A 26148-nucleotide genomic window follows, 5' to 3' on the forward strand; every position below is an offset into this window, starting at 1 on the left:
AACTCCGCGCGTCCGGGCGCGCCCGGCCCACTCGCGTCGGTCCGTCGCGGTCAGCGCCGCCGCCACCACCGTCGCGGGCGTGCTTCCAGCTGCGCCTGCTCGGCGGCCCGGGCGGCGGACGCCATCCGGGCTTCCCGCCGCTCCCGCCACGCCTCGACCTCGGCGTCGACCTCGCGCAGCGGCGTCACCACGGGCGGTCCGCCGAGCAGCTGCCGACGGGCCTCCTTGACGCGGGCGTTGAAGTCGACCAGCACGTCGCGCACGTCGGACTCCACCGACAGGGCGTCGAGGGCGTCGTCGAGCTCGGCGTCCTCGGTGCGCAGCGCCAGCGCGGGCGGCGCGATGCCGCGGATGTCCTCGCGCTCGATCTTCGACTTGATCCACCAGTCGGGGTCGTGCTGCCCGTCGTTCCCGGGCAGGGGCTTGCCGTGGTACGGGTTGCCCTCGAAGACCCCGCGGCGCTCGGCCTCCTCAATCCGGGCACGGGCGTTCGCAGCGACGTCGGCGGCCCGGAGCTGGCGGCGTTCCTCGCGCACCTCGTCGGGGTCCAGCGAGCCGCGCTCGATCTCACTGTCGACGAGCTGCTGGTAGCGGTAGCGAGCGGCCCTCCGGAGCCGGTCCATCCGTGCATCGACGTCGTTCATCGTGCGACCATGATGCCCCCGACCCCCGACGGCGTGTCCAGCCCGCTCAGGAGTCCTTCGAGACCTCTTCGATGGTCAGTGCCGCCTGGATGAGCGCCAGGTGCGACAGGCCCTGGGGGATGTTCCCCATGAAGTCCCCGTCCACGGCGCTGAGCATCTCGCTGAACAGGCCGACGTCGTTCGCCTGGTCGACCATCGCGTCCATCAGCTGCTGTGCGTCGTCGATCCGCCCGACGCACGCCAGTGCTGCGGCGAGCCAGAACGAGCACGCGACGAACGGCGACTCCTCGTCCTCCATGCCGGAGTACCGGTAGACCAGCGGCCCGTGCTGCAGCTGCTCCTCGATGGCCCGGATCGTCGACTCCATGCGCGGCCCGCGGTCGAACGCAGACATCGCGTGCAGCAGGATCGAGCAGTCGAGGGCATCGGTGCCCGGGTACATGACGTAGTGGCCGAGCTCCTCGTTCCACCCGTGCTCGGCGACCCAGTCCTCGATGAGCTCGCGGTTCTCGATCCACTTCTCACGCGGGCCGTCGATCATCCCGGCGTCGTGCAGCTCCACCGCGGCGTCGAGCGCCTGCCAGCAGCCGATCTTGCTCGTCGTGTAGTGCTGCGTGTCCTGCAGCTCCCACATGCCGGAGTCGGGCTCCTCCCAGCGGTGGCAGGCGTCGTCGGCCAGCTCCTGCAGCACGGCCGCGGTGCTGCGGTCGAGCACGTTGCCGGCCCGCACGTACTGGCGCATGATCTCGAAGACGTCGCCCCAGACGCCGAGCTGCAGCTGGTCACCGGCGCGGTTGCCCACCGTGACCGGCCCGATCCCGTTCCAGCCGGGCACGTCGCGCTCCTCGACGTCGTCGGTCTTCGATCCGTCCAGTCCGTAGAAGATCGGCATGGTCTCGTCGTGCTCGGCGATGGTGCGCATCATCCAGGACACGGCGGCGTGGGTCTCCTCGCGCAGGCCGAAGCGGGTGAGCGCGTGCACCGTGTACGCGAGGTCGCGCACCCAGGCGAAGCGGTAGTCCCAGTTCTTGCCGCCGGTGCGGTCCTCGGGCAGGCTCGTGGTCGGCGCCGCGGCGATCGCGCCGGTCGGCGAGAAGATGAGGAGCTTGAGCGCCAGGGCGCTCCGCTGCACCGCCTCGGACCACGGCCCGTCGTAGTTGAACTCCTTCGACCAGGTCGCCCAGTTGTCGATGGTGCGGTCGACTCCTTCGAGGGAGCGTTCCGGGTCGGGCAGGAAGATCGGCTCGTCGTGGGTGCCGACGATGGTCAGGATCGACTTCGACCCCTCCGTCGTCGTGAACCGGCCGGAGAACCGCGGGCCGTCGTCGTGCACCGGCTCGAAGCCGCGCTCGACGATCGCGATGGTCACCCCGTCGATGCCGATCACGGTGCCGTTCGCGGTGTCGAGGCGGCGGGGCTCCGCGGTGTTGAGGATGGTCCCGGGGACGACCGCCCACTCCATCTCGACGGATCCCTCGACGCCCTGCGCACAGCGACCGATCTCCGCCCAGGGCAGGCGTCCCGCGACGCCGGTGACCATGGCGTCGGTCACGGTGGCCCGGCCGGTGGGGGTCGTCCACGTCGTCACCAGGACGTTGGTGCCGGGCAGGTACTCGCGCGAGACCTGTGCGTCGCCGTCGGCGGGCCGCAGTGCGACGTGGCCGCCGTGCTCGGCGTCGAGGATGCTCGCGAAGACCGGCGGCGAGTCCATCGACGGGATCGGCAGCCAGTCGATCCGACCGTCGAGGGCGATGAGCGCGACGGTCCGACCGTCGCCGATCGCACCGTACGAGCGCAGCGGGACGTACCCGTCGGTGCGCTCCTCGTTGTCGGTCGCGTCGGGGGTGTCTCGCGTGCGCTCGGTCATGCGTCCAGCCTGCCCCGGCGGTGGCCGCGACCATCAGGCGGACGTACCCCTCGTGGAGGACGGACGCCGGGCCTCCAGGCTGTGGAGGACCGCGCGCGGACCGCTCGCGGATGCCGGGGGCACGGCCGACACGCCAGCGCGACTTGCGCACCCCGGGCGTGTCGCACTAGCGTCGTGCTCCTGCCGATCGGCAGACCGCCCGTCCCGGGCACACCGGAAGGACCGCGCATGCGCGCCGTGCAGCACAACCAGGAACGCGTCGAGCTCCAGCTCGACGCGACCGCCGTGCTGTCCGAGCAGCAGTGGTCCCTCAGCTATCCCGCGTAGGCACGCGACGTCCCACGACGCCCCGTGCCCACCCGGCCCGGGGCGTTCGTCATCTCCGCCTCCTCCCGTCCGCCACGACCGGCGACGACCAGGAGGCCCGGCGTACGACCGTCTCGGACCGTCACCTCGACCGTCACGAAAGCGAGACGACTCCATGAAGAAGATCAACGACCGATTGCTCAGCTGGGCCTCGATGCTCGAGGACACCACCGAGCAGCAGGCCCGCACGACCGCGCGCATGCCGTTCGTGTTCCCGCACCTGGCCCTCATGCCCGACGCGCACCTCGGCCTCGGGGCCACCGTCGGGTCCGTCATCCCCACCCTCGGCGCGATCATGCCGGCGGCCGTCGGCGTGGACATCGGCTGCGGCATGATCGCGGTCCGGACGCAGTTCACCGCGAGCGACCTGCCCGCCGACCTGCAGGGGCTGCGCGAGCAGATCGAGCGCGCGATCCCGCTGTCGGCAGGAGCGTCGAACCGGAAGATCGTCGCGACCGCCGCACCGCGCATCGCGGAGCTCGAGGCGATGGCCGAGACCGCCGGCTTCGACCCGGACGGCGTGCACGGCGGCTGGCGCAACCAGCTCGGCACGCTCGGGTCCGGCAACCACTTCATTGAGGTCTCCCTCGACGAGCAGGACCGGGTCTGGCTCTTCCTGCACTCCGGGTCGCGGGGCGTCGGCAACAAGATCGCGCAGCGCCACATCGCCGTCGCCAAGAAGGCCGTGCAGCGGTGGTGGATCGAGCTGGCGGACCCCGACCTGGCCTACCTGGTCGAGGGCACCCCGGAATTCGACCGGTACATCGCCGAGCTGCGGTGGGCCCAGCACTTCGCGCTGCTCAACCGCGAGGAGATGATGGACCGCGTCGTCCGGCAGCTGTCCGAGGCCGTCGGGACGCCCGTCGACGAGCGCGAGCGCATCAACTGCCACCACAACTTCACGCAGCGCGAGACGCACTGGGGCAAGTCCGTGTGGGTCTCGCGGAAGGGCGCGATCCAGGCGAAGGCCGGGCAGCCCGGGCTGATCCCGGGGTCGATGGGCACGGCGTCGTACGTGGTCGAGGGCCTCGGCAACAAGCCGTCGCTCGAGTCCTCGCCGCACGGGGCCGGACGGCTGTTCTCGCGGAGCGCGGCCCGGCGGACCTTCACCCACGAGCAGCTGCGCGAGGCGATGGCCGGCATCGAGTACCGCGACACCGACGCGTTCCTCGACGAGATCCCGGCGGCGTACAAGCCGATCGACCAGGTGATGGCCGACGCGTCGGACCTGGTGTCCATCCGGCACACGCTGCGGCAGGTCGTCAACGTGAAGGGCGACTGAGCCGCTTCCACCGACCGACGGGAGGCCCGTGGCCGCGCGCCACAGGCCTCCCGTCCGGTGCGGGGCGGCACCACAGCCGGGTGTGGTCCGGACAGGACGGCTCGCGTCGGGCACGCTTGACGGGATGAGCGACACGGCGGAGCACGCAGCACGGGAGACCGGACGACAGGTCCGGCGAGCGGCCGACAGCCGGTGGTTCGAGGTCACGGCACGCGCCGGGTTCGTCGGCAGCGGCATCGTCCACCTGCTGATCGGGTACCTGGCGATCCTGCTCGGCATCGGCAACGCGTCCTCCGGTGGTGAGACGGACCAGTCCGGCGCGCTGCAGCAGATCGCAGCGGTGCCCGGTGGGGTGTTCCTGCTGTGGCTGATCGCCGTCGGTACCGCGGCGCTCACGGTGCGCCTGGTCGTCGAGGCGATCGTCGGCGGCCGCTCCGACACCACCCGGGGCTGGCTCGCCCGGCTCAAGGACGTCGCGAAGGCCGTGGTCTACGGCGTGATCGCGTACTCGGCGGCCTCGTACGCGCTCGGTGCCGGGTCGAGCTCCAGCAGCTCGTCGCAGAGTGCCGCGGCGAAGACCCTGGCGACGCCGGGCGGGGTGTTCGTGCTGCTGCTCGCCGGGGCGATCGCGGTGGCGGTCGGCATCGGACTCGTCGTCATCGGCTGCCGCCGGTCCTTCCGCAAGCACATCACCCGGGCCCCGGGCCAGCTCGACCGTGCGGTCACCGTGCTCGGTGTCGTCGGCTACGTCGGCAAGGGCATCGCCGTGGTCGTCGTGGGCGTGCTCATCGCCGTCGCCGGGCTGCAGAGCGACCCCGACCAGGCCACCGGCCTCGACGCCGCGTTCGAGGCCGTCCGGAGGATGCCGGGCGGGGTGGTCCTCCTCGTGGCGATCGGCATCGGGTTCGTGGCCTTCGGCGTCTACAGCTTCTTCCGCGCGCGGTACGCCCGCCTCTGACCCGCGGACGCCGCCACGGCCGTGCCGGGGCGGACGTTCGCGCTGTGCGACACCTCACGGGCGCCAGCGGGCGTGAGGTGTCGCTGAGCCCGTGGACTCGCCGCCGCCGCCCTCGCCGCCGCCGCGCGCGCACCCACGCCTGAGCGAGCACGGACCGGCGGCGTTGTAGACGGGGTCGATGAGCACCGACGCCGCCACCGGACCCGCGACCGTCTTCTCCGACGCCCGGGCGGTGTTGGCCGAGAGCATCGTCTGGGACCCCGCAGCGCAGCTGCTGCGGTGGACCGACATCACCCTCGGCACCCTGAACACCGCACGGGCCGACGGCACGGTGATGTCGAGCGTGCCGCTGCCGCCCCCGCTCGCCAGCTTCCAACCCCGGGCGTCGGGCGGGTTCGTCGCGGCCCTCGGGGACACCGTCGTCCTGACCGACGAGCACGGCACGATCGAGCGGGAGATCGCGCGCGTCTCGCACGGCACCTCGGGCAACCGGTTCAACGAGGGCAAGTGCGACCCGTTCGGCCGGTTCCTGGTCGGCAGCATGAACGTCACGACGGGGGAGCCCGACGGAGCGCTGTACTCCGTCGAGCCGGACGGCACGACGCGGGTGCTCCGCGGCGGCTTCGGCGTGACGAACGGCATGGAGTGGTCGGACGACGGCAGCACCATGTACGTCACGGACACGAGCGCGTCGACGATCTACCGCGGGTCCTACGGCCCGGACGGCGAGCTCGGCGAGCTCGAACCCTTCGTGGTCGGCCAGGCACACGACGGCCTGGTCCGCGACGACGAGGGGTGCTGGTGGACCGCGATCTACGGCGGCGGCCGGGTCGAGCGGTACGGCCCCGACGGGTCGCACCTGGAGACCGTCACGCTGCCGGTGGCGAACCCGACGTCGGTGGCGTTCGGCGGACCGGACACGTCGACACTGTTCGTCGCCACGGCCCGCGAGAACCTGACCGAGGAGGACCTCGAGCAGGCGCCGCGCTCGGGCGCCGTGTTCGCGGTGCCGACGCGCGTGCACGGGTTCCCCGCGAACACCTTCGCCGGCTGACCGCACGGCCACGCTCCCCGCACCCGGCGGACGGGTATCCTGGGCGACCGCCCGACCCGAGGAGACCCACGTGGACGACGAACGCCCGGCAGCCGCGCCGGACCCGGCGGGCGAACTCGCACAGGCCGAGGACGCCGACGTCACGGTACGGATCGACCGGGTCGCCGTCGACGGGACCTACGTCCGGGTGAGCTCGATCGGCCACCCCGGCTCCCGAGCGTTCGTGCTGGTCGCGGGGCTCGGTATCGCCTCGACGTACTACGAACGGCTCGCCCCGCACCTCAACGAGAACGGCCCCGTGCACGCGCTCGACCTGCCGGGCTTCGCCGGGGTCCCGCCGTTCCGCGGGCGGGTGTCGATCGAGCGCTACGCCGACGCGGTCGAACGCGTCATCGACGACCTGCGCCTCGAGGACCCGGTGCTCGTCGGCCACTCGATGGGCACGCAGGTCGTGACCGAGGTGGCCGCCCGCCGCCCCGACGTCTCGGACCTCGTGCTGATCAGCCCGGTCGTCGACTCGCACGCGCGGACCGTCCGGCAGTCGGCGTTCCGGTTCCTGCGGTCGGCGCTGCACGAACCCGCTGCCGTGCGCTGGCACGCGGTCACCGCGTACGCGCTGTGCGGCTGGCACTGGTTCCACAAGGTGCTGCCGCGGATGATCGCGTTCCCGATCGAGGAGCGCGCGGCGCACGTGCGGGCGCGCACCCTGATCGTGCGCGGTGAGCACGACGCGATGGTCCCGCGTGACTGGGTGCGTCGGCTGGCGCGGGTGTTCCCGTACGCGGTGCTCCGCGAGGTCGTCGACGGCGCCCACTCCGTCATGCACGCGCAGGCCGACGCGGTCGCCCGGCTCGCGGTGGCGCACGTCGACCGCCGGTTGCCCGACCGCGGGGTGTCCTCGCTGCAGCGGGTGCGCGACGACTCCACCTCGTCCGACCTGGCCCGGCTCGGACCCGGCGACGCCTGGCTGCTCGTCAAGTCCCGGTTCATCGAGCTGTTCGGCATGGCGCGCAACGACGACGAAACGCTCGAGGCGGCAAAGTCCGCGCACGCCGTGGCGATGGCGGACGGCGACGACGTCCCCGTCGACCCGGCGGACCGCCGCGCGGTGGTCGACGCGGTCGCGCCGGAGACGGACCGGCGGCAGGAGCCGTGACGCGCCGGAGGCCCGGTGCCGGTCCGTCGGACCGGCACCGGGCCTCCAGGCGGCCGGTCAGGGCGTGATGCGCCCCCGCAGCATGTCGGGCGTCAGGGAGTTCGCCTCGGCGAGGACCTGCCGGGCCGCGTCGGTCTGGTCCGGCACGTTCCAGAGCAGGACACCCCGGACCGTCCCGTCGTCGTCGAGGTAGTAGACGACGCCGGTGGTCAGCGGATCCTGCCAGTCCTCGAGGGTGTCCAGCTCCGTGGAGACCCGTCCGACGGCCTCGTAGCCCATGTCGAAGACGTTCGAGTAGAACATCGGCGTGTGGTCGTAGGTCTCGTCGGCGTCGGCCAGGTTGCGACCGGCCTGCCGACCCTGCTGCTTCGCGTTGTCGACGTGCTCGACCCGGCGGGTCCCGAGGATCCGGTCCGGGTACTCGGCGACGTCACCGGCGGCGAACACCGAGTCGTCGTCGGTCAGCAGGGTGGACGACACCACGATGCCGTCGCGCACGGTCAGGCCGGCGTCGGCGGCGAGCCCGGTCTGCGCTTCGATGCCGAGCCCGGCGACGACCGCGTCGGCCTCGATCACGGAGCCGTCGTCCAGCGTCAGCACGACGCCGCCGTCGGTCTCCTCGCCCTGTTCGACCCGGCGCCCGGTGCGGAGCTCGACGCCGTGGTCGACGAAGCGCTGCTGGAACGCGCGCGCCAGGTCGTCGGGGAACATGTGGCCGCCGAGCACCTCGTCCGGGGTGACGAGCGTGACGCGGGCGCCGTTCTGCACGATGCCGGCGGCGATCTCGGTGCCGATGTAGCTGCCCCCGACCACCGCGACGTGCGCCCCGGCGTCGGCGAGCTCGCGGAGCCGGCGGTAGTCGGCCGCGCTGCGGTAGTCGAGCACCCGGTCGGACGGAGCGAGCCCCGGCAGGCTGCGCGGCTTCCCGCCGGTCGCGATGAGCAGCCGCTCGTACCCGTGCGTCGACCCGTCGGCGGTCGTGACGGTCTTCGCGGCACGGTCGATCGCGGTCACCGCGGTGCCGAGCACGAACTGCGCGCCCGTCTCCTCGGTGTGCAGGTCGACCTTCTCGTCCCAGCTGAAGTCCGGGTCGGTCCACAGCTTCTTCGAGAGCGCCGGCCGGGCGTAGGGCCGGTCGACGTCCTCGCTCACGATGCCGATCGAGCCGTCGGCGTCGAGTTCGCGGACGCCGCGGGCAGCGGCGTCCGCGACCATCCCGCCGCCGACGATGAGGTAGCGGAAGTCGGTCATGGCACTCCTAGATCGTGGCGACCGAGCCGGAGTCGACCCGGTAGTTCGAACCGTTGACGAAGCTCGCCAGGTCGGAGCACAGGAACGCCACGACGTTCGCGACCTCCTCGGGCTCCCCACGACGGTCGAGCTCCATGTACGGACGCTCCTCGTCGAGGAACGACGTGATCGCGTCGTCGAAGCTCTGGCCCGTCTGCTCGGCCCGCTTCTTCATCATCGCGTCGGTCATCGGCGTGTGGATGAACGCCGGCGAGACGGTGTTCACGAGCAGGCCCTCGCTCGCGTAGGACCGCGACAGGCCCTTCGCGAACGACAGCACCCCGGCCTTGGCGGCGCAGTAGGGCAGCTCGTCGTCGTACGGCTGGGTGGCGTCCTCGGACACCAGGTACACGATCCGACCCCAGCCGCCCTGGCGCAGGTCGCCGATGAACTCGCGCGTGATCCGCACGGGGCCCATCAGGTCGATGTCGATCGTCTCGGCCCAGCCGACCTCGTCGATCTCGTGGAACATGCCCTGCGCGCCGGTGACGCCCGAGGACTGCACGAGGATGTCGATCTCGCCGACCGCCTCGCGCACCTCGTCGTGCAGCACGGCGAGGCTCTCGGCGCTCCGAACGTCGGCCGCGAAGGCGTGCAGCTTGCCGAGCGGCGCCTCGAGCTGGTCCGCGCTCGTGTCCAGCCGGCTCTGGTCGATGTCGGACACGACCACGGTCGCACCCTCCGCCAGGAGGATGCGAGCCGTGTTCCAGCCGATGCCGGAGTCGCCGCCGAAGACGAGGGCGGTCTTGCCCTGGATGCCGAGGTCCACCCGACCCCCTACGCGTGCGCCGACGCGTCGGCGACGGCGGGCGTGGTGGCCGAGGCCAGCGGGGTGCTCGGAGCGCGGTTCTCGGCGGAGACCATCCACGCGAGCTGCTCGAGGCGCTCGATGAAGCCGTGGAGCAGGTCCGCGGTCGTCGGGTCCTCGTCGTCGACCTCGTCGTGCACGTCGCGCATGGTGCCGGTGGCCTGGTACAGGCGCAGCGTGATCTGGTCGATAGCGTCGTGCGTGGCGATCTCGCCGTCCGGGAAGGCGTCGAGGTGGCTGCCCGCGGAGACGGTCGCCGAGCGGCCGTCCGGCACGAGGTAGAGCGCACGCATGCGCTCGGCGGTGTCGTCGGCGAACTCACGGGCCGCGTCGACGATCTCGTCGAGCTGCAGGTGCAGGTCGCGGAAGTTGGTGCCGAGGATGTTCCAGTGCGCCTGCTTGCCCTGGAGGTGCAGGTCGATGAGGTCCACGAGGACCGCTTGGAGGTTCTTGCCCATCTTGTCCGAAGCGTGCATGGTTGCGACTCCTTTTGCGTCAGTGACCGTTCCGGTCTACGCGGTGTCGCAGTGACCGCTCCCAGTGCGCTCGGAGGCGGCGTCCCCCGGGGGTGCTCAGTGCGCGGGTGCGGGGTCGACCTGGTCGACGGCCTCGCGCATCTGCTCGAGGAACCCGGCCACGATCCGTGCCTCGGACGCGGGGAGGCCCTCGGCGATCGACATCATCCGTCGGTGCATCACGCCGAGCGTGGCGCGGACCTCGTCGTCGGTGTCGGTCGTCGGCGTGATCACGAGCGCCCGACGGTCGGTGGGGTGCGGGTCGCGTCGCACGTGGTTCGACTTCACCAGGCGGTCGATGAGGATCGTGGTCGACGCCGACGAGATCTTCAGGTAGGCGGCGAGGTCCTTCGGGCTGACCATCCGGCCGGCGCGTTGCGCCTGCAGCAGGAAGCGCACCGCGAGCAGGTCGGTCTCACCCATCCCCATCGAGTCGCGGGTGCGTCGCCGCATCGCGGTCTCCGCGGCCCGGTAGCGCCGGAGTGCGTTGAGGACCGCGACCCCGCGCTGGGTCGCGTCGTCGTCCGGGAACCAGTACCCGGACGCCTCGGTGATCTCCTGCGTCGACATGGGCTTCAGGGTAACCCGTCTCCTTACTAGGCGTCCTAACGAACCTCGGCGCCCTGGCGAACGTCCCCGTCCACCGTCCCGCCCGTGCGGACGCACCGGACGGACGGGAGGCCCGTGGCGGGGTCGCCACGGGCCGCCCGTCCGTCTCCTGGTCGCGCGTTACGCGGCGGCCGGTTCGTCCGTGGCGGCCGCGGCCTCGGCGAGCGCGGTGAGCGCGCCCTGCACGAGCGTCGTGACCTCGGCGTCCTCACGCGGGTGGGTCTCCGCGAAGCGGACGACCGACTGCGGGATGGCGACCTTGACGTCCTCGAGCACCTTCGCGCCGGCGATGCCGGCGGCCTTGCGGGCGTCGTCGTGCGCCCAGACGCCGCCGTACTGACCGAAGGCGGAGCCGATCACGGCGAGGGGCTTGCCGGACAGCGGCGATGCGCCGAACGGCCGCGAACCCCAGTCCAGGGCGTTCTTCAGGACGGCGGGGATCGTGCCGTTGTACTCGGGGGTGATCAGCAGCACGCCGTCCGCGGCGGCGACGGCGTCACGGAAGGCGACGGCCGGTGCCGGCGGGGTGTCGCCGTCGATGTCCTCGTTGTAGAAGGGCAGGTCGACGATGCCGTCGAAGGTCTGCAGCTCGATGCCCTCCGGCGCGTGGTGCGCGGCGGCCTCGGCGAGCTTGCGGTTGATGGAGTCGGCGCGCAGGCTGCCGACGAGGACGAGGACGTTCGTCATGGGGATCCCTCTGGTTCTGTTCTGGGTCGGAAAGGTGTCTGCGACAACCAATCCGATCGTACGGGTCCGCATTCCCGGACGCCTGGGTACGGTGGCGGCGTGAGCACCCTTCGGACCCCGGCCAGCACGCCCCGCACGCCCGACCCGGACTGGTGGCGGGACGCCGTCGTCTACCAGGTCTACCCGCGCAGCTTCGCCGACACGGACGGCGACGGACTCGGCGACGTCGCGGGCATCACGAGCCGCGTGCCGTACCTGGCGTCGCTCGGGGTCGATGCGCTCTGGCTCTCCCCGTTCTTCCCGTCGCCGCTCGCCGACGGCGGCTACGACGTCGCCGACTACCGGGCGGTGGACCCGCGGCTCGGGTCCCTCGCGGACCTCGACGCCCTGGTCCGGGCGGCGCACGAGCACGACCTCAAGGTCATCGTCGACGTCGTGCCGAACCACACCTCGGACCAGCACGAGTGGTTCCGCGCGGCGCTGGCGTCCCCGTCCGGGTCGGTGGAGCGAGCGCGCTACGTGTTCCGCGAGGGCACCGGTGCGTCCGGCGAGCTCCCGCCGAGCGACTGGGTCTCGAACTTCGGCGGCAGTGCCTGGACCCGGGTGCCCGACGGGCAGTGGTACCTGCACCTGTTCGCCCCCGAGCAGCCCGACCTGGACTGGTCGAACCCCGAGGTCCGCGCCGACTTCGAGGACACCCTGCGCTTCTGGTCCGACCGCGGCGTCGACGGGTTCCGGGTCGACGTGGCGCACGGGCTGGCGAAGGACCTGTCGACGCCGTACCGGCCCTCGAACGAGCACGCGCTGCCGCTCGACGGCTCGGACCCGCTGTACGACCGGGACGAGGTGCACGAGATCTTCGCGGGGTGGCGTCGCGTGCTCGACGAGTACGACCCGCCCCGTGCCGCGGTGGCCGAGGCCTGGGCGCCGGCACCCCGCCGGGTCCTCTACGCGCGTCCGACCGAGCTCGGGCAGGCGTTCAACTTCGACCTGCTCGAGTCGCCCTTCGCCCCCGACGCCTTCCGGGAGATCATCGAGCGCAACCTGGCCGCGTCCGAGCAGTCCGGCGCGTCGAGCACGTGGGTGCTGTCGAACCACGACGTCGTCCGCCACGCGACCCGCTACGGCCTGCCGGAGGATACCGACACCGACGCCTGGCTGCTGACCGACGGCACGGCACCGGCGCTCGACCGGGCACGGGGGCTCCGCCGGGCACGGGCGGCGACGCTGCTCATGCTCGCGCTGCCCGGGTCGTCGTACGTGTACCAGGGCGAGGAGCTCGGCCTGCACGAGGCCGCCGCCATCCCCCGCGACCAGCTGCAGGACCCGAAGTGGCTGCGCTCCGGCCACACCGTGAAGGGCCGGGACGGCTGCCGCGTGCCGATCCCGTGGACCACGACCGGACCGTCCTTCGGCTTCGGCGAGGTCGCACCGCTCCTGCCGCAGCCGGCCGACTTCGGGGCGTCCTCGGTGGAGGCGCTCGACGGCGACCCGACATCGACGCTGTCGCTCTACCGGGACGCCCTGGCTGCCCGGCGCCGACTGCAACGGGGCGAGGAACTCGCCTGGCTGGACGCCGGCCCCGACGTCGTCGCGTTCGCGCGGCACGAGGGATGGCGGTCGGTCACGAACTTCGGGACCACCCCGGTGCCGTTGCCGGACGGCACGGTCGTCGTCGCGTCGGCGCCGCTCGACGGGGTCGCCCCCGGCGTCCTGCCCGGTGAGACGACGGTGTGGTTGGCCTGATCGGTCGCGTTCTCCCTGCACAGCCGGGAGGCGCGTGACGGCGTTCCACAGATCGTCTCGCCACCGCGTGTGGTCGGTGTCGCGATCGCGAGCATCGGGACATGACAGATCCCACTGCTCCAACAATGGCCCCACGCGTGCTCCGGTCACGGGTCGCGCGTCGTCTCGCCGCGGCGTGCACCGCGCTGACGGCACTCGTCGTGCTCGCGGCGCCCGCCGTCCACCCGAGCGGGTCGAGCGCCGCGGCGCTCGACTTCCCCTACGTCAACCAGTTCTCCAGCGCGTCCGGCGGTGCCCTGCACGGTGACGCGTCGGTCTCGGGCGGTCGGCTCCGGCTGACCGACGACGTCCGGAACCAGGCCGGGGCGTGGTCGACGAACGACACGTTCCCGTCCGACACCGGGCTCGAGATCGAGTTCACGTACGCGATGTACACCGCCAAGGACGACCCCGGCGCCGACGGGCTGCTGCTCTACCTGGCCGACGGTGCGGCGGCGCAGGGCGTCGGGTCCTTCGGCGCCGGCCTCGGGTACGCCTGCCGGAAGGAAGCGACCGAGGGCGGTGGGCGCGCGTGCGACCTCCCGGGCGTGCCCGGGGGCTTCGCCGCCGTGGCGATCGACCACTACGGCAACTTCTCGTCACGCATCAACGGGTCCGGCCCCGGAGCGGAGCCCGACCACGTCGTGGTCCGTGGTTCGGGCAACGGGACCGAGGGGTACCGCTACGTCGCCGGCGTGCAGGCGCCCGGCGGCACCGTGACCGCGGGGTCCACGCCCCGGAAGGTGCGGGTCACGCTGGTGCCGGACGACGACGGCGGGCTCGCCGTCACGGTGCGGCTGCAGGCGGGCTCGACCATGCGGACCGTGCTCGACCGGGTCCCGCTGCACGGTGACGGCCAGGCGCCGCTGCCGAGCACGCTCCGGCTCGGCTTCGCGGGTGCCACCGGCAGTCACGTGGACAAGCACGAGGTCGACGCGCTGCGGGTGTGGAAGCCGGCCGACCTGTCCGTCGAGCACGACCTGCCCGCGACCGCGACGGCCGGCGAGCCGCTCCGGTACACCGTGACGGCGCGGAACCCCGGCCCGAACCCCACCGACCCGAGCCCGCTCGTGGTCGACGTGCCGGACGGCGTCGAGGACGTCACCTGGACGTGCGCGGCCACGGACGGCTCCGCCTGTGCGACGGCGTCCGGGTCGGGTGACGTGTCGACCGACCTGTCCCTGCCCCGTGGGGGCTCCGCCGTCGTCACGGTCGAGGGGCGGATCGCCGACGGTGCCGAGGGCGCGCTCGAGAGCGTCGCGACCATCGCACCACCGCCGTCGCTGTCCGACACGAACGAGGCGGACAACGCATCGCGGGCGAGCACGACCGTCTCCGCCGCACCCGTCGACGCCCACGTCGAGACGGGCAAGTCGGTGTCGCCGTCGACCGTCCGGCCCGGGGACGAGGTCGAGTACCTGGTGACCGCCCGGAACCGTGGGCCGGCGGTGGCGCAGCAGGTCGGCGCCGTCGACGAGCTGCCCGCCGCGATGCGCTTCGCCGGGTCCGACGACGGCTGCACGGCCGAGGGGCAGCGGGTGACCTGCCGCTCCGAGGTCGCGCTCGAGGCGGGGGAGACCCTGGACTTCCGGATCCGCGCCGTGCTCGACCCGGGCTACCAGGGTGACGGTTCCGACGTCGAGAACGTGGCGACCGCGACGTCGCCGAGCGACCCGGACGGCGGCGACCCGTCGACCGGTGTCGTGGTGGTCGTGGTGCCGGACGACCAGGACCCGCAGCCGAGCCCGACGCCGACGGGGCCTGCGCCCGCGGACCGGCCGGACGCCGACGACGGTGGCGCCGCCGTCGACGCCCCGGACGGCGACGAGCACCAGCCGGGCGCACCGGCGGCCGACCGTGGCCCGAGCGAGCCGGCGGGGGCGCTCGCCTACACCGGCGCCGAGGGGCTGGGGCTGCTCGCCGCGCTCGCCGCCGCGCTCGCAGCGGTCGGTGCCACGAGCTGGTGGGCCGTCCGGCGACGCGCCCGCCGAGCGGCCTCGCCAGGGGACTCGCAGCAGCCGTGAACCGGCCCGGGCGGTGCCGGGGAACCGGTGCCGCCCGGGGCTGGCGGCCGTGGTCCCGCCGGCTCCGAGCCCCGGCGCCGGTCGGGTGCCCACCACACCGGCGGTAGGATCGACTCCACGATCCGCATGCCCGAAAGAGGTCTCGTGTCCGACACCGTGGACGACGCCACCACCGTGAACGATGCGACCCAGCGCGCGCGGTACTGGCCGATCCCGATCCTCCGGGCCGTGCCCGCAGCGGTCGTCGCGCTCGTGATCACGTTCTCGACGAACCACGCGGCCGGCTACGGGTTGCTGCTCTTCGGTGCCTTCGCCCTGGTCGAGGGGCTCGTGCTGCTGTTCGGCGGGATCGCCCGCCTGCCGCTCGACGGACGCTCGCGCCGCACCACCCTGCTGCAGGCGGTCATCACCCTGCTGGCCGCGGTCGCCGGCATCGCCCTGAACGGCTTCGGCCTCCCGGCCTTCATCACGGTCGTCGTCGCCTTCGCGGTGCTGACCGGAGCGCTCGAGCTGTCCCAGGGCCTCCGAGCACGGCGCCGATCGCCCTTCGCGCGTGACTGGACGACCATGGGGGCGATCACCTTGCTGCTCGCGGTCGCCTTCCTCGTCACCCCGCCGGACTACTCCCGGCAGCTCGGCGGCGTGGAACAGGTCACCGGGACCCTCGACGCCTCCATCGTGCTCGTCGGCCTGCTCGGCGCGTACCTCGCCATCACGGCGGTCTTCCACGTGATCGCCGGCCTCTCGCACAAGTGGGGCACGGCCACACCGGCCCCGGACGGAGCACCACTCGCATGACCACCCCCAGCCGTCGTGACCGCCTGCGCCCGGTCGAGCTCCTCGGGATCTCCGGGATCATCGCGGTCTTCACGGGCCTCGTCGTGCTGTTCTCGACGCGGGAGCTGCAGCTGTCCGTGATCTTCCTCGGCGTCGCGTTCATCGTGGTGGTCGTCGTGCTCGCGATGCTGCAGCTGGCGTCGTCGAGCGAGCAGGACGACAACGACATGCTCGGCGGGCACAAGACCCCGGGCGAGAGCGACGGCGACGACTTCCACTGACGCCTGACAGCTGACGCCTGACAGCTGACGCCTGACCTCGTCGGTCCCCTGCCGACACGCCCGAGATCACGGATCCGCCACGTTCCTGTCAGGATCGCGCGTCCTGCCGACACCTCTGGGTGAAGGAGGTGGGATGTGGACGTGAGGACCGGCACCGACACGGACGGAGCGCTCGTCCGCGCGATGGCGCAGGGCGACACCGCTGCCCTGTCGCGGGCGTTCGACCGGTACGCCGCCACGCTCACCCGGTACGCCTGGGCGCTGGTGGACGACCGGTCCGACGTCGAGGAGATCGTGCAGGACTCCTTCCTGACGCTCTGGCAGCGCGCGGCGACCCTCGAGCTGCCCGCCGACACCGTGTTGCCGTGGCTGCTCGTGGTGTGCCGCAACCACGCCTTCAACACCGGGCGCAAGCAGGCCCGGCGACGCGCGGACGAACTCCCCGAGCACCTCGCCTCGCCCGCCGACCACGACGAGGCCCGCGAGACCCTCCGCTGGGTCCGGGCCGAGATCGCCGCACTGCCCGACCTCGACCGTCGCATCTGCGAGCTGTGCCTGCTCGCGGGCCACTCGTACGCCGAGGCCGCCGAGCTCCTCGGGCTGACGGTCGGCGCGGTCACCCAGCGGGTGTCCCGCAACCGTCGACGACTCAAGAAGGTGGTGATGCACGATGAACACTGAGCCTCCCGAGGGAGACGACCTGCAGCGCATGCTCGTCTCGATGAAGCAGAACGTCCTCGAACGTGCCACCCCGCGTCCGAAGCGTCGTCGTGTCCGACCCGGCATCGCGCTCGGCATCGTCGGACTGCTGGCCGTCGGCACCGCGACGGGCGCGGTCGCCCTGACGCTCTCGCAGCAGCAGGAGCAGCCCGTGGCCGCACCCACGCAGACGCAGCAGCCGGAGCCCGCCCCGACCGCGACGACCCCGTCCTCGGCGCCGATCACCGGTGCGCCGACCCCGAAGCCCACACCGACCCCGACCCCGCCCGCCGCCGTGGCGCAGATCCCGGCGTCCTGCCGCGACATGGTCCCGGTGGAGGACTACGACCGGCTCTTCGGCCAGACTCCGCTGACCGAGATCTCCAAGGCGAAGGACGACTCGGCCGGGAGTGACGGCGAGGACGTCACCTGGGCGGACGGTGAGTCCGAGATCATCTGCCGATGGGCCGACCCGCGCGCGGACGTCAGCGGGCTCACCATGACCATCGGGACAGCCGGCCCCGGGGCAGCGGACGTGCTCGCCGACAGTCCGCTCCCGTGCGAGGACCGCAACGGCGGGCGAGCGTGCCAGTCGTCCGTCCCGGCGAAGACGGGCCCGGTCGACCAGGTGACCACCTTCTTCCTGCGCGACGACACGTTCATCGTGATCCGGCAGGCGAACTTCCCGACGAACGGCCTGCTCGACGCCGTCGTCGGGGAGATCTGGGGGGACTGACGGCCGGGAGGCATGTGGCGGACCCGCGCCGCGCCTCCCGTCCGCCGGTGGGCGACCCCCGCGTCACCCCACCCGCGCCGCGACGATGTCCCGCGCCAGCGTCCGGACCGCGCGGCTCGGCTCCGGGGACGAGCGCACCGCCAGCCCGATGCGGAGCGGGTCGACCGGGTCCTGCAGGTCGAGCACCGCGCCGTCGTGCCGCACCCCCGAGTCCGGCACGACCCCGACGCCGAGTCCGGCCGAGGCGAAGCGGACCACCGCCGGCATGTCGTTCATCTCCGCGACGATCCGCCGCCGGATGCCGAGCCGCTCGAGCGCGCCGTCCAGGATGATCCGGTTGCCGAACCCGTGCGCCGTGTCGACGAACGGTTCCTCGGCGAGTTCGGCGAGCGACACCGAGGTGCGGCCGGCCAGCGGGTGGTCCGACGCGGTGAACACCCGGAACGGCATCTCCCGCAGCGGCTCGACGACCACCCCGGCGGGCACGGTGGGCAACCCCGTGTAGGCGATGTCGAGCCGCCCGGCGACCAGGTCCTGCACGAGCCCGGTGGTGCCCGACGGCGAGGTCATCAGCTCCACGGCGACCAGCGGGTGCCGCCGTCGGAACCGCCCCAGCACGCCGGTCAGGTCGACGATGTCCATGCTCGTGAAGATCCCGAGCCGCACCCGGCCCCGCAGGTCGGCGTCGTCCGCGGTCGCCAGGTCGCGCATGCGGTCCAGCGACTCGAGCACGGCGCGGGCGTGCGGGAGCAGGTCCTCGCCGGCGGGGGTCAGGACGAGCTGTCGGCCGGTGCGGTCGAAGAGCCGGACCCCGAAGCTCCGTTCGAGCGAGGCGATCCCCGCCGACACCGTCGACTGCGCCGCCCAGAGGCGTTCGGCCGCCCGCGTGACACTGCCCTCGGCGGCGACGGCGGCGAACTGTTCGAGCAGACGGGTCTCCATCGTCCGAGTATCGACCCGCTCGATGGTGCACATCAACCACGTCCGTTGGACTCGATGCTCGGCGATCGTGATCATCGGAGCATGACCACCGTGACCGAACCCCCGACGGGCACCGTCCCCGCCACCTCCGTCGCTCCCGCGTCCTCGGGCGAGCGGGTCGCCGCACCCCGCGGACGTCGAGCCCACACCCGCCGACGCCACGGCCTCGGCTTCTGGGCGGTCGCCTTCGCGTTCCTCGCGGTGATGGCGTTCGCCACCGTCCCCGCGCCGCTCTACGTGATCTACCAGGCGCGTGACGGGTTCCCGACCTTCACGACGACGGTGATCTTCGCGGCGTACGGGGTCGGGGTCGTCGGGTCGCTCTACCTGGCCGGGCACCTCAGCGACGTGCACGGAAGGCGCCCGCTCATCCTGGTGTCCGTCGCCCTCGAGCTCGTCGCCGCCGTGCTGTTCCTGCTCTGGAACGACGTCACCGGGCTCATCGTCGCCCGGCTCGTGACCGGCCTCGGCGTCGGGACGCTCACCGCGACCGCGACGGCACACCTCGGCGAGCTCCGGGTGCGGGCGACCGGTTCGTCCGACTCGGCGAAGGGCGCGAGTGTCGCCGCCGGCGCCGTGAACCTGGGCGGCCTGTCGCTCGGTGCACTCGTCGGCGGAGCGCTCGCCGAGTTCGTCGGGCAGCCGCTCATGGTCCCCTACGTCGTGTTCGCCGTCGCGCTGGCGATCGCGTTCGTGCTGGTGCTCGCGGCTCCGGAGACGGTCGACCGCCCGCAGGCTCCCGTCACCTACCGCCCGCAGCGCATGCAGGCGCCCGAGGGGCAGGGCGCCGCGTTCTGGGCCGCCGGCGCCGCGGCGTTCGCAGCGCTCGCCGTCCAGGGGCTCTTCACCTCGGTCGCTCCGAGCTTCCTCGGCACCACGTTCCACGTCACCGACCGCCTGGCCGCCGGGGCCACGACGTTCGGGGTCTTCGCCGCGAGCGCGCTGTCGCAGATCGTGTTCGCCCGGCTGTCGCAGCGGGCGCAGATCCGGCTCGGCATGGTGCTGCTGGTCGTCGGGCTGGTCGTGCTGGCGGTCGCGGCGGTCGTGCTGCAGGTCGCGGGGTTCATCGGCGGCGGGGTCGTCGCGGGAGCCGGGGTCGGCCTGCTGTTCCGCGCCGCGATCGGCAGCGCCGGTGCCCTGGTCGGCCCGGAGCGTCGGGGCGGCGTGCTCGCGGCCGTCTTCCTCATCGCCTACGCCGGGCTCACGGTGCCGGTCGTGGCCGTCGGGGCGGCCCTGCTGGTGGTGCCGACCCTGCCCGTCCTGATCGGGTACGTCGTGGTCGTCGCCGTCCTGGCCGTCGTCGCCGGGACCCGACTGGCCGCGCGCGCCTGACGCGCACCGGGCCTCCCGTCCGACGCGCGCACCGGACGGGAGGCCCGCCCCACCTCCGCCATACTGGGCACGTGGCCCAGCAGAAGCGTTCCGTCATCACCGGCGTCGCAGCCGTGGTGGCGGCGGGGCTCCTGGCCGGCGGTCTGTTCCTCACCGCCGAGCGGGGCGCCGAGGACCCGACGATCGGCAGCGGGAACCAGCCGGCCGGGTCGACGCAGTCGTCGTCCGGCACCGATGGTGACGGCACCGTCACGATCACCCGGACCGGACCGGACATGCCCGGCAGCAGCGCGCTCGGCCGGTGCGACACGACGACCCAGGCGGCCGTCGCCCAGTACGAGACCGAGGCCCTCGGCCGTGTCACCCTGCAATGCGGCACCGCCGCCCAGGGCTACGAGCACATCCGGGTCCGGCACACGGCGGACTGGCGGGACGTCGTCACGGGCCACGGCTCGCGGGACTGGGACGACGCGATGCTCACGGCGGTGCAGACCGCGCTGGAGGACCCGCGCCCCGGGTTCCCGGTCGACGCCGGCGACGGCAAGGTCTGCTACGCCGCGCCCGTCCGGTTCGACGACGGTTCCCGCCCCGACGACGAGCCGTTCGTCAAGGTGATCGTCTCGGCCACCACCGACCGCGTGATCACGGCGTACCCCACCCGCACCGACGACTGCTGACGCGCGGGCGCTGCGCCGGGTACGTGCGCATCTTCCGACAGAACACCTGTCGATCGCCGCGTGGTCCGTCGGAACATGTGCGAGCAACAGATGCGTGTGCATCTGGCGACAGGACGTGCGTCGATCAACTCGTGGAACGTCGCGAACCCGGACGCGCACCTCGCGCACCCACACGCACACCCGCCCTACGCGTGCACCTCGTGCTCGTGCCGCCGGTGCGACACCGGCTCCAACTGGAACGTCGAGTGCGCCACCGGCACGTCGAAGTGCTCCGCCACGCACTGCTGCAGCTCGTCGAGGATCGCCGGGGCGTGCGCCGTCGAGAAGCAGTGGTCGTCCACCACGACGTGCGCCGTCAGGTTCGGCACCCCGGTCGCCACGAGCGTCGCGTGCAGGTCGTGCACCGCGATCACGTGGTCGAGCTCGAGGATGTGCCCCCGCACCGCGTCGAGGTCGAGCCCCGGTGGCGTCGACTCGAGCAGCACGTTCGCGGTCTCGCGCAGCAGCCGGACCGCCCGCGGCAGGATGAGCAGCCCGATCAGGATCGCGGCGATCGAGTCGGCGCGTTCCCATCCGGTCAGCATCAGGACGATCGCGGCGACGATGACGGCGACCGAGCCGAGCGTGTCGTTGAGCACCTCGAGCCGCGCGGCCCGCGACGTGAACCCCTCGCCCGAGGCCCGCAGCAGCACGGCGTACGCCACCACGTTGCCGACCAGTCCGACGATGCCGAACACCAGCAGCGGTCCGGAGTGCACCTCGGCCGGCACGAACAGTCGCTGCACCGCCGAGATGATCACGTAGACCCCGACCGCGAGCAGGATCGCGGCCTGGGCGGTGGCGCCGAGGACCTCCGCGCGCTGGAACCCCCAGGTGCGCTGGGACGTGGGGACCCGACGGGCGAGTCGCGTCGCCACGAGCCCGATCCCCAGGCCGCCGGTGTCGACCACCATGTGCCCGGCGTCGACGAGCAGGGCGAGCGAGCCGGTGAGCACGGCACCCACGACCTCGGCGAGCAGGATCCCCGCCGAGATGCAGAACGCGATGAGCAGCGCGCGCTCCGAGGCGTGCCCGACGCCGTGCCCGTGGTCGTGTCCCATGTGCGACATCGTAGGGAACCGCGCCGACGGCGTGCCAGGATCGGGACCGTGACCCGGTCGCCCTACGAGCTGACGACACCGCCCGAGGTGCTGGCCCGTCTGCACCCGCGGCTCCGGACGTACTTCGGTGCGGTCCCGCCCGGTCACGTGGGCCGCGGCGAAGGGGTCTTCGCCGTCGTCGGCACGCCCCGCCGGTGGCTCTGGCCGCTGCTCGCGCTGTTCGCCCGCGACGCGGTGATGTTCCCGGTGTGGGAGCGGCAGGTCCCCTTCACGGTCGAGAACCACGCGGCTCGCGTCCGCCGCGGGTCCGACACCGGCCGGGAGGCCCACCCCGCGGTCCGCGCGCACCGCACCTTCCACTTCCGCTCCGGCACCCGCACGATGGTGGACGCCATCACCGCCGGACCGGACGGGCTGGTCGACCACCTCGGTCGCCGTGGGCGCGTCAGCGCCCTGCTCCGGGCCGAGGTCGACGGGGCGGGTCCGGACGCCGGTGCCCTGCGCCTGGTCTCCACGCGCGTGACGTTCCGTGCGCTGGGACGCGATCTGCGCCTCCCGGCCGTCGTCTCGCCGCGCGTGACGCTCGTGGAACGATTCGATGACGAAGCCGACCGGCAGCGCGTGTCCCTGGTGCTCTCGGCGCCGGTGCTCGGCACGCTGTACCGGTACGAGGGGGCGTTCCGGTACGAGATCGTGCCCGATGCCGGTCCGAGGAGGGGACGTTGATGGTCGAGCAGCAGCCGAAGGTCGTGATCGCGGGAGCGAGCGGGTTCGTGGGGCGGTACCTGCAGCGGGCGTTCGCCGACGAGGGCTACCGGGTCGTGACGATCGGGCGCACCGGCGACGCCGTGTGGGGCAACACGATGCGGATCCGCGACCTCGTCGACGGTGCCGCGATGGTCGTGAACATGGCGGGCAAGAGCGTCAACTGCCGCTACGGCCGCCGGAACCGTGCGGAGATCATGCGCTCCCGGGTGGACACCACGCTCGAGCTCGCCGAGGCCATCCGGACCTCGGAGCACCCGACCCCGCTGTGGGTGAACGCCTCGACGGCGACGATCTACCGGCACGCCGACGACCGCCCGCAGGACGAAGCGACGGGTGAGCTCGGCGAGGGCTTCTCGGTGTCCGTGGCACGGGCATGGGAGGGCGCGTTCTTCGGCGCCGACCTGCCCGCGACCCGGCGTGTGGCGCTGCGGATGGCCATCGTGTTCGGCGACGGCAGCGCGCTGGTCCCGCTGCTCCGGCTGGCGCAGGCGGGCCTCGGCGGACCGCAGTACGACGGGCCGTGGGTGCCGACGCGCTCCCGGCTGCGCCACGGCACCTACCACCACCACCGGCCCACCCACGGCCGGCAGCGCTTCAGCTGGGTGCACATCGAGGACGTGCTCGGCTCGGTCCGGTTCGTCCGCGACCACCCCGAGATCGACGGGCCGATCAACGTCTCGAGCCCGAACCCGTCGGACAACCGCACCGTGATGGCGACCCTGCGCGACGCCGTCGGGCGGCGGTTCGGCCTGCCGACGTGGCGGTGGATGCTCGAGCTCGGGTCGTTCGCGATCCGCACCGAGACCGAACTCGTGCTGAAGAGCCGGTGGGTGGTGCCGACGCGCCTGGTCGACGCCGGCTACGAGTTCCGGTACCCGCACCTGCGCGGGGCGCTCGCCGGGATCATCGCCGAGCGTCGCCAGCACCGGGGCTGAGCGCCGGCTCCGGAACCGGCTCCGGCGTCGGTCTCGGGGCCGAGCCCCGCCGCGGCCCGCGGTCCCGCGCCGGTCGCGACGACCACAGCACGGCGGCGACGACGACCGCCCCGGCGAGCACCTCGACCAGGTCGGGCACCTCGCCGAAGGCCGCCCACGACGCGAGCACCCCGACGACGGGGACGAGCATCGAGAACGGTGCGACGGTGCTCGACGGGTAGGTCGCCAGCAGTCGCGACCAGATGCCGTAGCCCAGCAGCGTCGCGACGACCACGATGTAGAGCAGGCCGAGGTCCGCGGGGAGCGCCCGTGCCGTGAACGCGGTGCCGAGCGCTGCGCCGATGCGTTCCGGCCCCTCGACCACGAGCGACAGCACGGCCATCGGGACCGGCGGCACGACCGACCACCACAGGGTCAGGTGCAGCGGGTTCGCGGCCCCCGCCCGCCGCGTCGCGACGTTGCCGATCGCCCACCCGAGCGCCCCGCACAGCGCGAGCACGACGGGCAGCAGCGCGGCGGTCTGCGAACGGTGCAGGGCGATGAGCCCGAGGGCGGCGACGGCGACCGTCACGCCGAGGACCTGCCGCCCGGTCAGCCGCTCGCGCAGGAACACCCCGGCGAGCACGACCGTGAACGGCGCGGAGGCCTGCAGCACGAGCGAGGCCAGCCCCGACGGCATCCCGGACGCCATGCTGAGGTACAGGAACGAGAACTGCAGCACGCCGAGCCCGGTGCCGACGAGCAGCAGCCGCCCGAACGGGATCCGCGGCCGTGGCACGAACAGCAGCGTCGGGACCGCCAGGATCGTGAACCGCAGCGCCGCGAGCAGGAACGGCGGGAAGTGCTCGAGCGCCAGTGCCGTCGCCGGGAAGTTCAGCCCCCAGACCACGGCCACGACGACGGCGAGCAGGCGGTCACGAGCGGTCATGGTCCGATCGTCGCCGCTCGGACGTCGTAGGTCCATCGACTGGTTCCTCAGCGACGATGTAGGGTCCCTGCATGGTCGACTTCGACGTGCAGCTGTTGGCGGCCCTGCGGGAGCTCGCCGAGCGCGGCAGCGTCACCGCGGTCGCCGAGGCCACCCACCGCACGCCGAGCGCCGTCTCCCAGCAGCTGCAGACCCTGCAACGGCAGGTCGGGGTGCCGCTGGTCGAACGTGTCGGTCGCGGGGTCCGGCTGACCCCGGACGGCCGGGCACTGGCAGGTCTGGCGTCCGGGGTCGCGACCGCCATCGCCCGGGTGGACGCCGCCTGGCAGGAGCACCTGGGCGGCACGACCGGACCGGTGTCCCTGGCGATCTTCCCGTCGGCGGCGGAACTGCTGCTGCCCGGCGTGCTCACCCGGATGCAGGCGCACCCCGGCATCGCGCTGACCCTGGTCGACGTGGACGTGAGCGAGGGGGAGTTCGCCCCGCTCGCCGCGGACCACGACGTGGTCGTCGGGCACCGTTCGGACGGTGTCAGCCCGGCCGACCAGGGTGCCGTGGAGACCGTGCCGCTGCTCCGGGAGCCGCTCGACGTGGCCGTGCCGCGCGGGCACACCCTGGCCGACCGAGCACGCGTGGGCATCGACGAGGTCGTCGGCGAGCGGTGGATCGGCGTGCCCGAGGGGTACCCCATCGACCGGGTCCTCACCGCGATGGCCGCGGCGACGGACACCCCGCCGAACGTCGCGTTCCGCACGATCCACCTGCCGGTGATCGAGAACCTGGTGGCGGCCGGACACGGCATCGCGCTCGTCCCGCGGTACACGTCGGGCACGCGGGCCGCCGGTCGCTTCCACCTGGCGGAGCTCGCCGACGTCCGCGCAGGCCGCCGCATCGAGGCACTCGTCCGGCCGGACCGTGCCGTCCGCCCCGTGGTGCGCACCGTCCTGGAGGCGCTGGTCGCCGTGGCCCTGGACGTCACCACCTGAGACGGTGGCGCCCACTGCCGGGCGCACGCCGCGCCTCCAGGCCGCGTGTCAGCGCACCCGGAACGTCAGCGCCCCTGGAACGTCAGCGCCCCTGGAACGTCAGCGCACCTGGAACGGGGTGCCGAGCGGCAGACGCTCGGCCAGGGCCGTGATGTCGTCGTTGTGCATGCGGATGCAGCCGTGCGAGGCCGCGGTCCCGATGCTGGACGTGTCGTCGGTGCCGTGCAGGCCGATCTGGCCCGGACCGCCACCGAACGAGTTGAGGACGTCCGAGAACGCCGTCGTGCCGTACGCGTAGGGGCCGTAGCCGCTGTTCGTCGGCGCGAGCAGCTCGGTCAGGGCGTACCGGCCCGTCGGCGTCGGCGTGCCACCCGTGCCGGTCGCGACGGGGTAGGTCTCGACGACCTTGCCGTCCCGGTACAGGTCGAGGGTGTTCGTCGAGCGGGTGACGACGATCGCGTACGGGTCCTCGGACAGGGTGACGGCGCTCGTCCGCACCCAGCCGGTGCTGCCGTTCGGACGCTGCGCGAGCTGGACCTCGACCCAGCCCGCACGCTCGTCGACCACCCGGAGCACCAGGGGAGCACCGGATGCCTGCGGGTTGGACAGGGTCTGAGTGGTCGCGCCGCCGGGCTCCGCGCTGACGGGCACCTCGGGGCCGGTCGCCGCGGCGACGGTCGTGCTCGCCGGGGCGTCCACGGCGTCGACGGGTGCGGCGGTCCGCGTCGCCTGCGGCGTGGGGCTCGGGGTCGGGGTGGCGGCGACGGACCGGGTCGGTGTCGGGGTCGGGGCTGCGGAGAGGGGGCCGAACGCGACGAACGCGACGGCCCCCGCGCAGACGAGGGCCACGGCGGCCGCGATCAGTGTCGCGCGCCGCCGTGGCTCGGTCGGGAGGATCGGCAA

The 26148-nt window shown here is 73.0% G+C and carries 26 protein-coding genes; 15 read left to right on the forward strand and 11 right to left on the reverse strand.

Translation table 11 applies throughout. The annotated features are described in order from the left end of the window. Positions 1-50: 50 nt before the first annotated feature. Both LEL83_RS06500 and LEL83_RS06505 read right to left on the reverse strand, forming a co-directional pair. Positions 51-644, reverse strand: coding sequence for a DnaJ family domain-containing protein (locus tag LEL83_RS06500; RefSeq protein WP_225558192.1), 594 nt, complete (start codon positions 642-644; stop codon positions 51-53). Between the two features lie 46 nt (positions 645-690). After that, positions 691-2511, reverse strand: a complete 1821-nt coding sequence (locus tag LEL83_RS06505) for a glycoside hydrolase family 15 protein (RefSeq protein ID WP_225558193.1) — start codon at positions 2509-2511, stop codon at positions 691-693. A gap of 481 nt (positions 2512-2992) precedes the next feature. Between LEL83_RS06505 and LEL83_RS06510 the strand changes: the two genes are divergently transcribed. The 4 genes from LEL83_RS06510 to LEL83_RS06525 all read left to right on the forward strand — a co-directional run bounded on the left by LEL83_RS06510 (position 2993) and on the right by LEL83_RS06525 (position 7327). Next, a complete protein-coding gene (locus LEL83_RS06510; RefSeq protein WP_198657469.1) occupies positions 2993-4159 on the forward strand; it encodes an RtcB family protein in 1167 nt (388 codons plus the stop codon). 124 nt (positions 4160-4283) lie between these two features. Further along, on the forward strand, positions 4284-5117 hold the full coding sequence (locus LEL83_RS06515; protein WP_198657470.1) for a DUF1206 domain-containing protein: 834 nt from the start codon (positions 4284-4286) through the stop codon (positions 5115-5117). 178 nt (positions 5118-5295) lie between these two features. After that, positions 5296-6171 (forward strand): SMP-30/gluconolactonase/LRE family protein, encoded by an 876-nt coding sequence (locus LEL83_RS06520; protein WP_225558194.1) that lies wholly within the window; start codon positions 5296-5298, stop codon positions 6169-6171. A gap of 70 nt (positions 6172-6241) precedes the next feature. Continuing rightward, positions 6242-7327, forward strand: coding sequence for an alpha/beta fold hydrolase (locus LEL83_RS06525; protein WP_225558195.1), 1086 nt, complete (start codon positions 6242-6244; stop codon positions 7325-7327). A gap of 57 nt (positions 7328-7384) precedes the next feature. Here the strand turns inward: LEL83_RS06525 and LEL83_RS06530 are convergent, their stop codons facing one another. From LEL83_RS06530 to LEL83_RS06550, 5 genes are all read right to left on the reverse strand, one after another. Then, a complete protein-coding gene (locus LEL83_RS06530) occupies positions 7385-8578 on the reverse strand; it encodes an NAD(P)/FAD-dependent oxidoreductase (RefSeq protein WP_225558196.1) in 1194 nt (397 codons plus the stop codon). A 7-nt stretch (positions 8579-8585) separates the two neighbouring features. Further along, a complete protein-coding gene (locus tag LEL83_RS06535; RefSeq protein ID WP_225558197.1) occupies positions 8586-9386 on the reverse strand; it encodes an SDR family NAD(P)-dependent oxidoreductase in 801 nt (266 codons plus the stop codon). A gap of 8 nt (positions 9387-9394) precedes the next feature. Further along, positions 9395-9901 (reverse strand): Dps family protein, encoded by a 507-nt coding sequence (locus LEL83_RS06540; protein ID WP_198657475.1) that lies wholly within the window; start codon positions 9899-9901, stop codon positions 9395-9397. Positions 9902-9997: 96 nt separating this feature from the next. After that, positions 9998-10510 carry a MarR family winged helix-turn-helix transcriptional regulator gene (locus tag LEL83_RS06545; RefSeq protein ID WP_198657476.1) on the reverse strand — a complete coding sequence of 171 codons (513 nt, stop codon included), beginning with the start codon at positions 10508-10510 and terminating at the stop codon, positions 9998-10000. Positions 10511-10669: 159 nt separating this feature from the next. Further along, positions 10670-11236, reverse strand: coding sequence for an NADPH-dependent FMN reductase (locus LEL83_RS06550; protein ID WP_198657477.1), 567 nt, complete (start codon positions 11234-11236; stop codon positions 10670-10672). A gap of 99 nt (positions 11237-11335) precedes the next feature. Here LEL83_RS06550 and LEL83_RS06555 point away from each other — a divergent pair, with 99 nt between their 5' ends. The 6 genes from LEL83_RS06555 to LEL83_RS06580 all read left to right on the forward strand — a co-directional run bounded on the left by LEL83_RS06555 (position 11336) and on the right by LEL83_RS06580 (position 17538). After that, positions 11336-12982: a glycoside hydrolase family 13 protein gene (locus tag LEL83_RS06555; protein WP_225558198.1), complete on the forward strand. Its 1647-nt coding sequence runs from the start codon at positions 11336-11338 to the stop codon at positions 12980-12982. 137 nt (positions 12983-13119) lie between these two features. Next, positions 13120-15045 carry a lectin-like domain-containing protein gene (locus LEL83_RS06560; RefSeq protein WP_225558199.1) on the forward strand — a complete coding sequence of 642 codons (1926 nt, stop codon included), beginning with the start codon at positions 13120-13122 and terminating at the stop codon, positions 15043-15045. Between the two features lie 144 nt (positions 15046-15189). Then, complete coding sequence (locus LEL83_RS06565; RefSeq protein WP_225558200.1) at positions 15190-15843, forward strand: DUF308 domain-containing protein; 654 nt, start codon at positions 15190-15192, stop codon at positions 15841-15843. Further along, on the forward strand, positions 15840-16103 hold the full coding sequence (locus LEL83_RS06570) for a hypothetical protein (protein ID WP_225558201.1): 264 nt from the start codon (positions 15840-15842) through the stop codon (positions 16101-16103). The genes LEL83_RS06565 and LEL83_RS06570 overlap by 4 nt, the downstream gene beginning before the upstream one ends. A gap of 141 nt (positions 16104-16244) precedes the next feature. Continuing rightward, positions 16245-16784, forward strand: a complete 540-nt coding sequence (locus LEL83_RS06575; RefSeq protein ID WP_225558202.1) for an RNA polymerase sigma factor — start codon at positions 16245-16247, stop codon at positions 16782-16784. Further along, complete coding sequence (locus tag LEL83_RS06580; RefSeq protein ID WP_225558203.1) at positions 16774-17538, forward strand: hypothetical protein; 765 nt, start codon at positions 16774-16776, stop codon at positions 17536-17538. Before LEL83_RS06575 ends, LEL83_RS06580 begins: the two co-directional genes overlap by 11 nt. Before the next feature lie 63 nt (positions 17539-17601). Here LEL83_RS06580 and LEL83_RS06585 read toward each other — a convergent pair whose 3' ends face one another. Next, positions 17602-18480, reverse strand: a complete 879-nt coding sequence (locus LEL83_RS06585; protein ID WP_225558204.1) for a LysR family transcriptional regulator — start codon at positions 18478-18480, stop codon at positions 17602-17604. An 81-nt stretch (positions 18481-18561) separates the two neighbouring features. Between LEL83_RS06585 and LEL83_RS06590 the strand changes: the two genes are divergently transcribed. Next, positions 18562-19851: an MFS transporter gene (locus tag LEL83_RS06590; RefSeq protein ID WP_225558205.1), complete on the forward strand. Its 1290-nt coding sequence runs from the start codon at positions 18562-18564 to the stop codon at positions 19849-19851. A gap of 71 nt (positions 19852-19922) precedes the next feature. Continuing rightward, entirely contained in the window at positions 19923-20528 is a 606-nt protein-coding gene (locus tag LEL83_RS06595; protein ID WP_225558206.1) for a hypothetical protein, read from the forward strand. A gap of 185 nt (positions 20529-20713) precedes the next feature. Here LEL83_RS06595 and LEL83_RS06600 read toward each other — a convergent pair whose 3' ends face one another. Next, positions 20714-21628 carry a cation diffusion facilitator family transporter gene (locus LEL83_RS06600; protein WP_198657487.1) on the reverse strand — a complete coding sequence of 305 codons (915 nt, stop codon included), beginning with the start codon at positions 21626-21628 and terminating at the stop codon, positions 20714-20716. A 48-nt stretch (positions 21629-21676) separates the two neighbouring features. Between LEL83_RS06600 and LEL83_RS06605 the strand changes: the two genes are divergently transcribed. Both LEL83_RS06605 and LEL83_RS06610 read left to right on the forward strand, forming a co-directional pair. Next, complete coding sequence (locus LEL83_RS06605; protein ID WP_225558207.1) at positions 21677-22354, forward strand: DUF4166 domain-containing protein; 678 nt, start codon at positions 21677-21679, stop codon at positions 22352-22354. After that, positions 22354-23331, forward strand: a complete 978-nt coding sequence (locus LEL83_RS06610; RefSeq protein ID WP_225558208.1) for an epimerase — start codon at positions 22354-22356, stop codon at positions 23329-23331. The genes LEL83_RS06605 and LEL83_RS06610 overlap by 1 nt, the downstream gene beginning before the upstream one ends. On the opposite strand, the gene LEL83_RS06615 is transcribed toward LEL83_RS06610, so the two are convergent. Then, positions 23300-24259 (reverse strand): EamA family transporter, encoded by a 960-nt coding sequence (locus LEL83_RS06615; RefSeq protein ID WP_225558209.1) that lies wholly within the window; start codon positions 24257-24259, stop codon positions 23300-23302. The genes LEL83_RS06610 and LEL83_RS06615 overlap by 32 nt on opposite strands. 71 nt (positions 24260-24330) lie before the next feature. Between LEL83_RS06615 and LEL83_RS06620 the strand changes: the two genes are divergently transcribed. Then, positions 24331-25245 carry a LysR family transcriptional regulator gene (locus tag LEL83_RS06620; RefSeq protein WP_225558210.1) on the forward strand — a complete coding sequence of 305 codons (915 nt, stop codon included), beginning with the start codon at positions 24331-24333 and terminating at the stop codon, positions 25243-25245. Positions 25246-25344: 99 nt separating this feature from the next. On the opposite strand, the gene LEL83_RS06625 is transcribed toward LEL83_RS06620, so the two are convergent. Next, positions 25345-26148 carry a L,D-transpeptidase family protein gene (locus LEL83_RS06625; RefSeq protein WP_225558211.1) on the reverse strand — a complete coding sequence of 268 codons (804 nt, stop codon included), beginning with the start codon at positions 26146-26148 and terminating at the stop codon, positions 25345-25347.

The sequence above is a fragment of the Curtobacterium oceanosedimentum genome (assembly GCF_020297365.1).
In the GTDB taxonomy this organism is placed as follows: Bacteria; Actinomycetota; Actinomycetes; order Actinomycetales; family Microbacteriaceae; genus Curtobacterium.

What these genes read in the sequence shown, in the direction of transcription:
- LEL83_RS06500 (WP_225558192.1), bottom strand. Translation starts at nt 644, where the DNA reads ATGAACGACGTCGATGCACGGATGGACCGGCTCCGGAGGGCCGCTCGC.
- LEL83_RS06600 (WP_198657487.1), bottom strand. Translation starts at nt 21,628, where the DNA reads ATGGGACACGACCACGGGCACGGCGTCGGGCACGCCTCGGAGCGCGCG.
- LEL83_RS06520 (WP_225558194.1), top strand. Translation starts at nt 5,296, where the DNA reads ATGAGCACCGACGCCGCCACCGGACCCGCGACCGTCTTCTCCGACGCC.
- LEL83_RS06515 (WP_198657470.1), top strand. Translation starts at nt 4,284, where the DNA reads ATGAGCGACACGGCGGAGCACGCAGCACGGGAGACCGGACGACAGGTC.
- LEL83_RS06610 (WP_225558208.1), top strand. Translation starts at nt 22,354, where the DNA reads ATGGTCGAGCAGCAGCCGAAGGTCGTGATCGCGGGAGCGAGCGGGTTC.
- LEL83_RS06570 (WP_225558201.1), top strand. Translation starts at nt 15,840, where the DNA reads ATGACCACCCCCAGCCGTCGTGACCGCCTGCGCCCGGTCGAGCTCCTC.
- LEL83_RS06540 (WP_198657475.1), bottom strand. Translation starts at nt 9,901, where the DNA reads ATGCACGCTTCGGACAAGATGGGCAAGAACCTCCAAGCGGTCCTCGTG.
- LEL83_RS06615 (WP_225558209.1), bottom strand. Translation starts at nt 24,259, where the DNA reads ATGACCGCTCGTGACCGCCTGCTCGCCGTCGTCGTGGCCGTGGTCTGG.
- LEL83_RS06590 (WP_225558205.1), top strand. Translation starts at nt 18,562, where the DNA reads ATGACCACCGTGACCGAACCCCCGACGGGCACCGTCCCCGCCACCTCC.
- LEL83_RS06530 (WP_225558196.1), bottom strand. Translation starts at nt 8,578, where the DNA reads ATGACCGACTTCCGCTACCTCATCGTCGGCGGCGGGATGGTCGCGGAC.
- LEL83_RS06505 (WP_225558193.1), bottom strand. Translation starts at nt 2,511, where the DNA reads ATGACCGAGCGCACGCGAGACACCCCCGACGCGACCGACAACGAGGAG.
- LEL83_RS06545 (WP_198657476.1), bottom strand. Translation starts at nt 10,510, where the DNA reads ATGTCGACGCAGGAGATCACCGAGGCGTCCGGGTACTGGTTCCCGGAC.
- LEL83_RS06510 (WP_198657469.1), top strand. Translation starts at nt 2,993, where the DNA reads ATGAAGAAGATCAACGACCGATTGCTCAGCTGGGCCTCGATGCTCGAG.
- LEL83_RS06585 (WP_225558204.1), bottom strand. Translation starts at nt 18,480, where the DNA reads ATGGAGACCCGTCTGCTCGAACAGTTCGCCGCCGTCGCCGCCGAGGGC.
- LEL83_RS06550 (WP_198657477.1), bottom strand. Translation starts at nt 11,236, where the DNA reads ATGACGAACGTCCTCGTCCTCGTCGGCAGCCTGCGCGCCGACTCCATC.
- LEL83_RS06620 (WP_225558210.1), top strand. Translation starts at nt 24,331, where the DNA reads ATGGTCGACTTCGACGTGCAGCTGTTGGCGGCCCTGCGGGAGCTCGCC.
- LEL83_RS06580 (WP_225558203.1), top strand. Translation starts at nt 16,774, where the DNA reads ATGAACACTGAGCCTCCCGAGGGAGACGACCTGCAGCGCATGCTCGTC.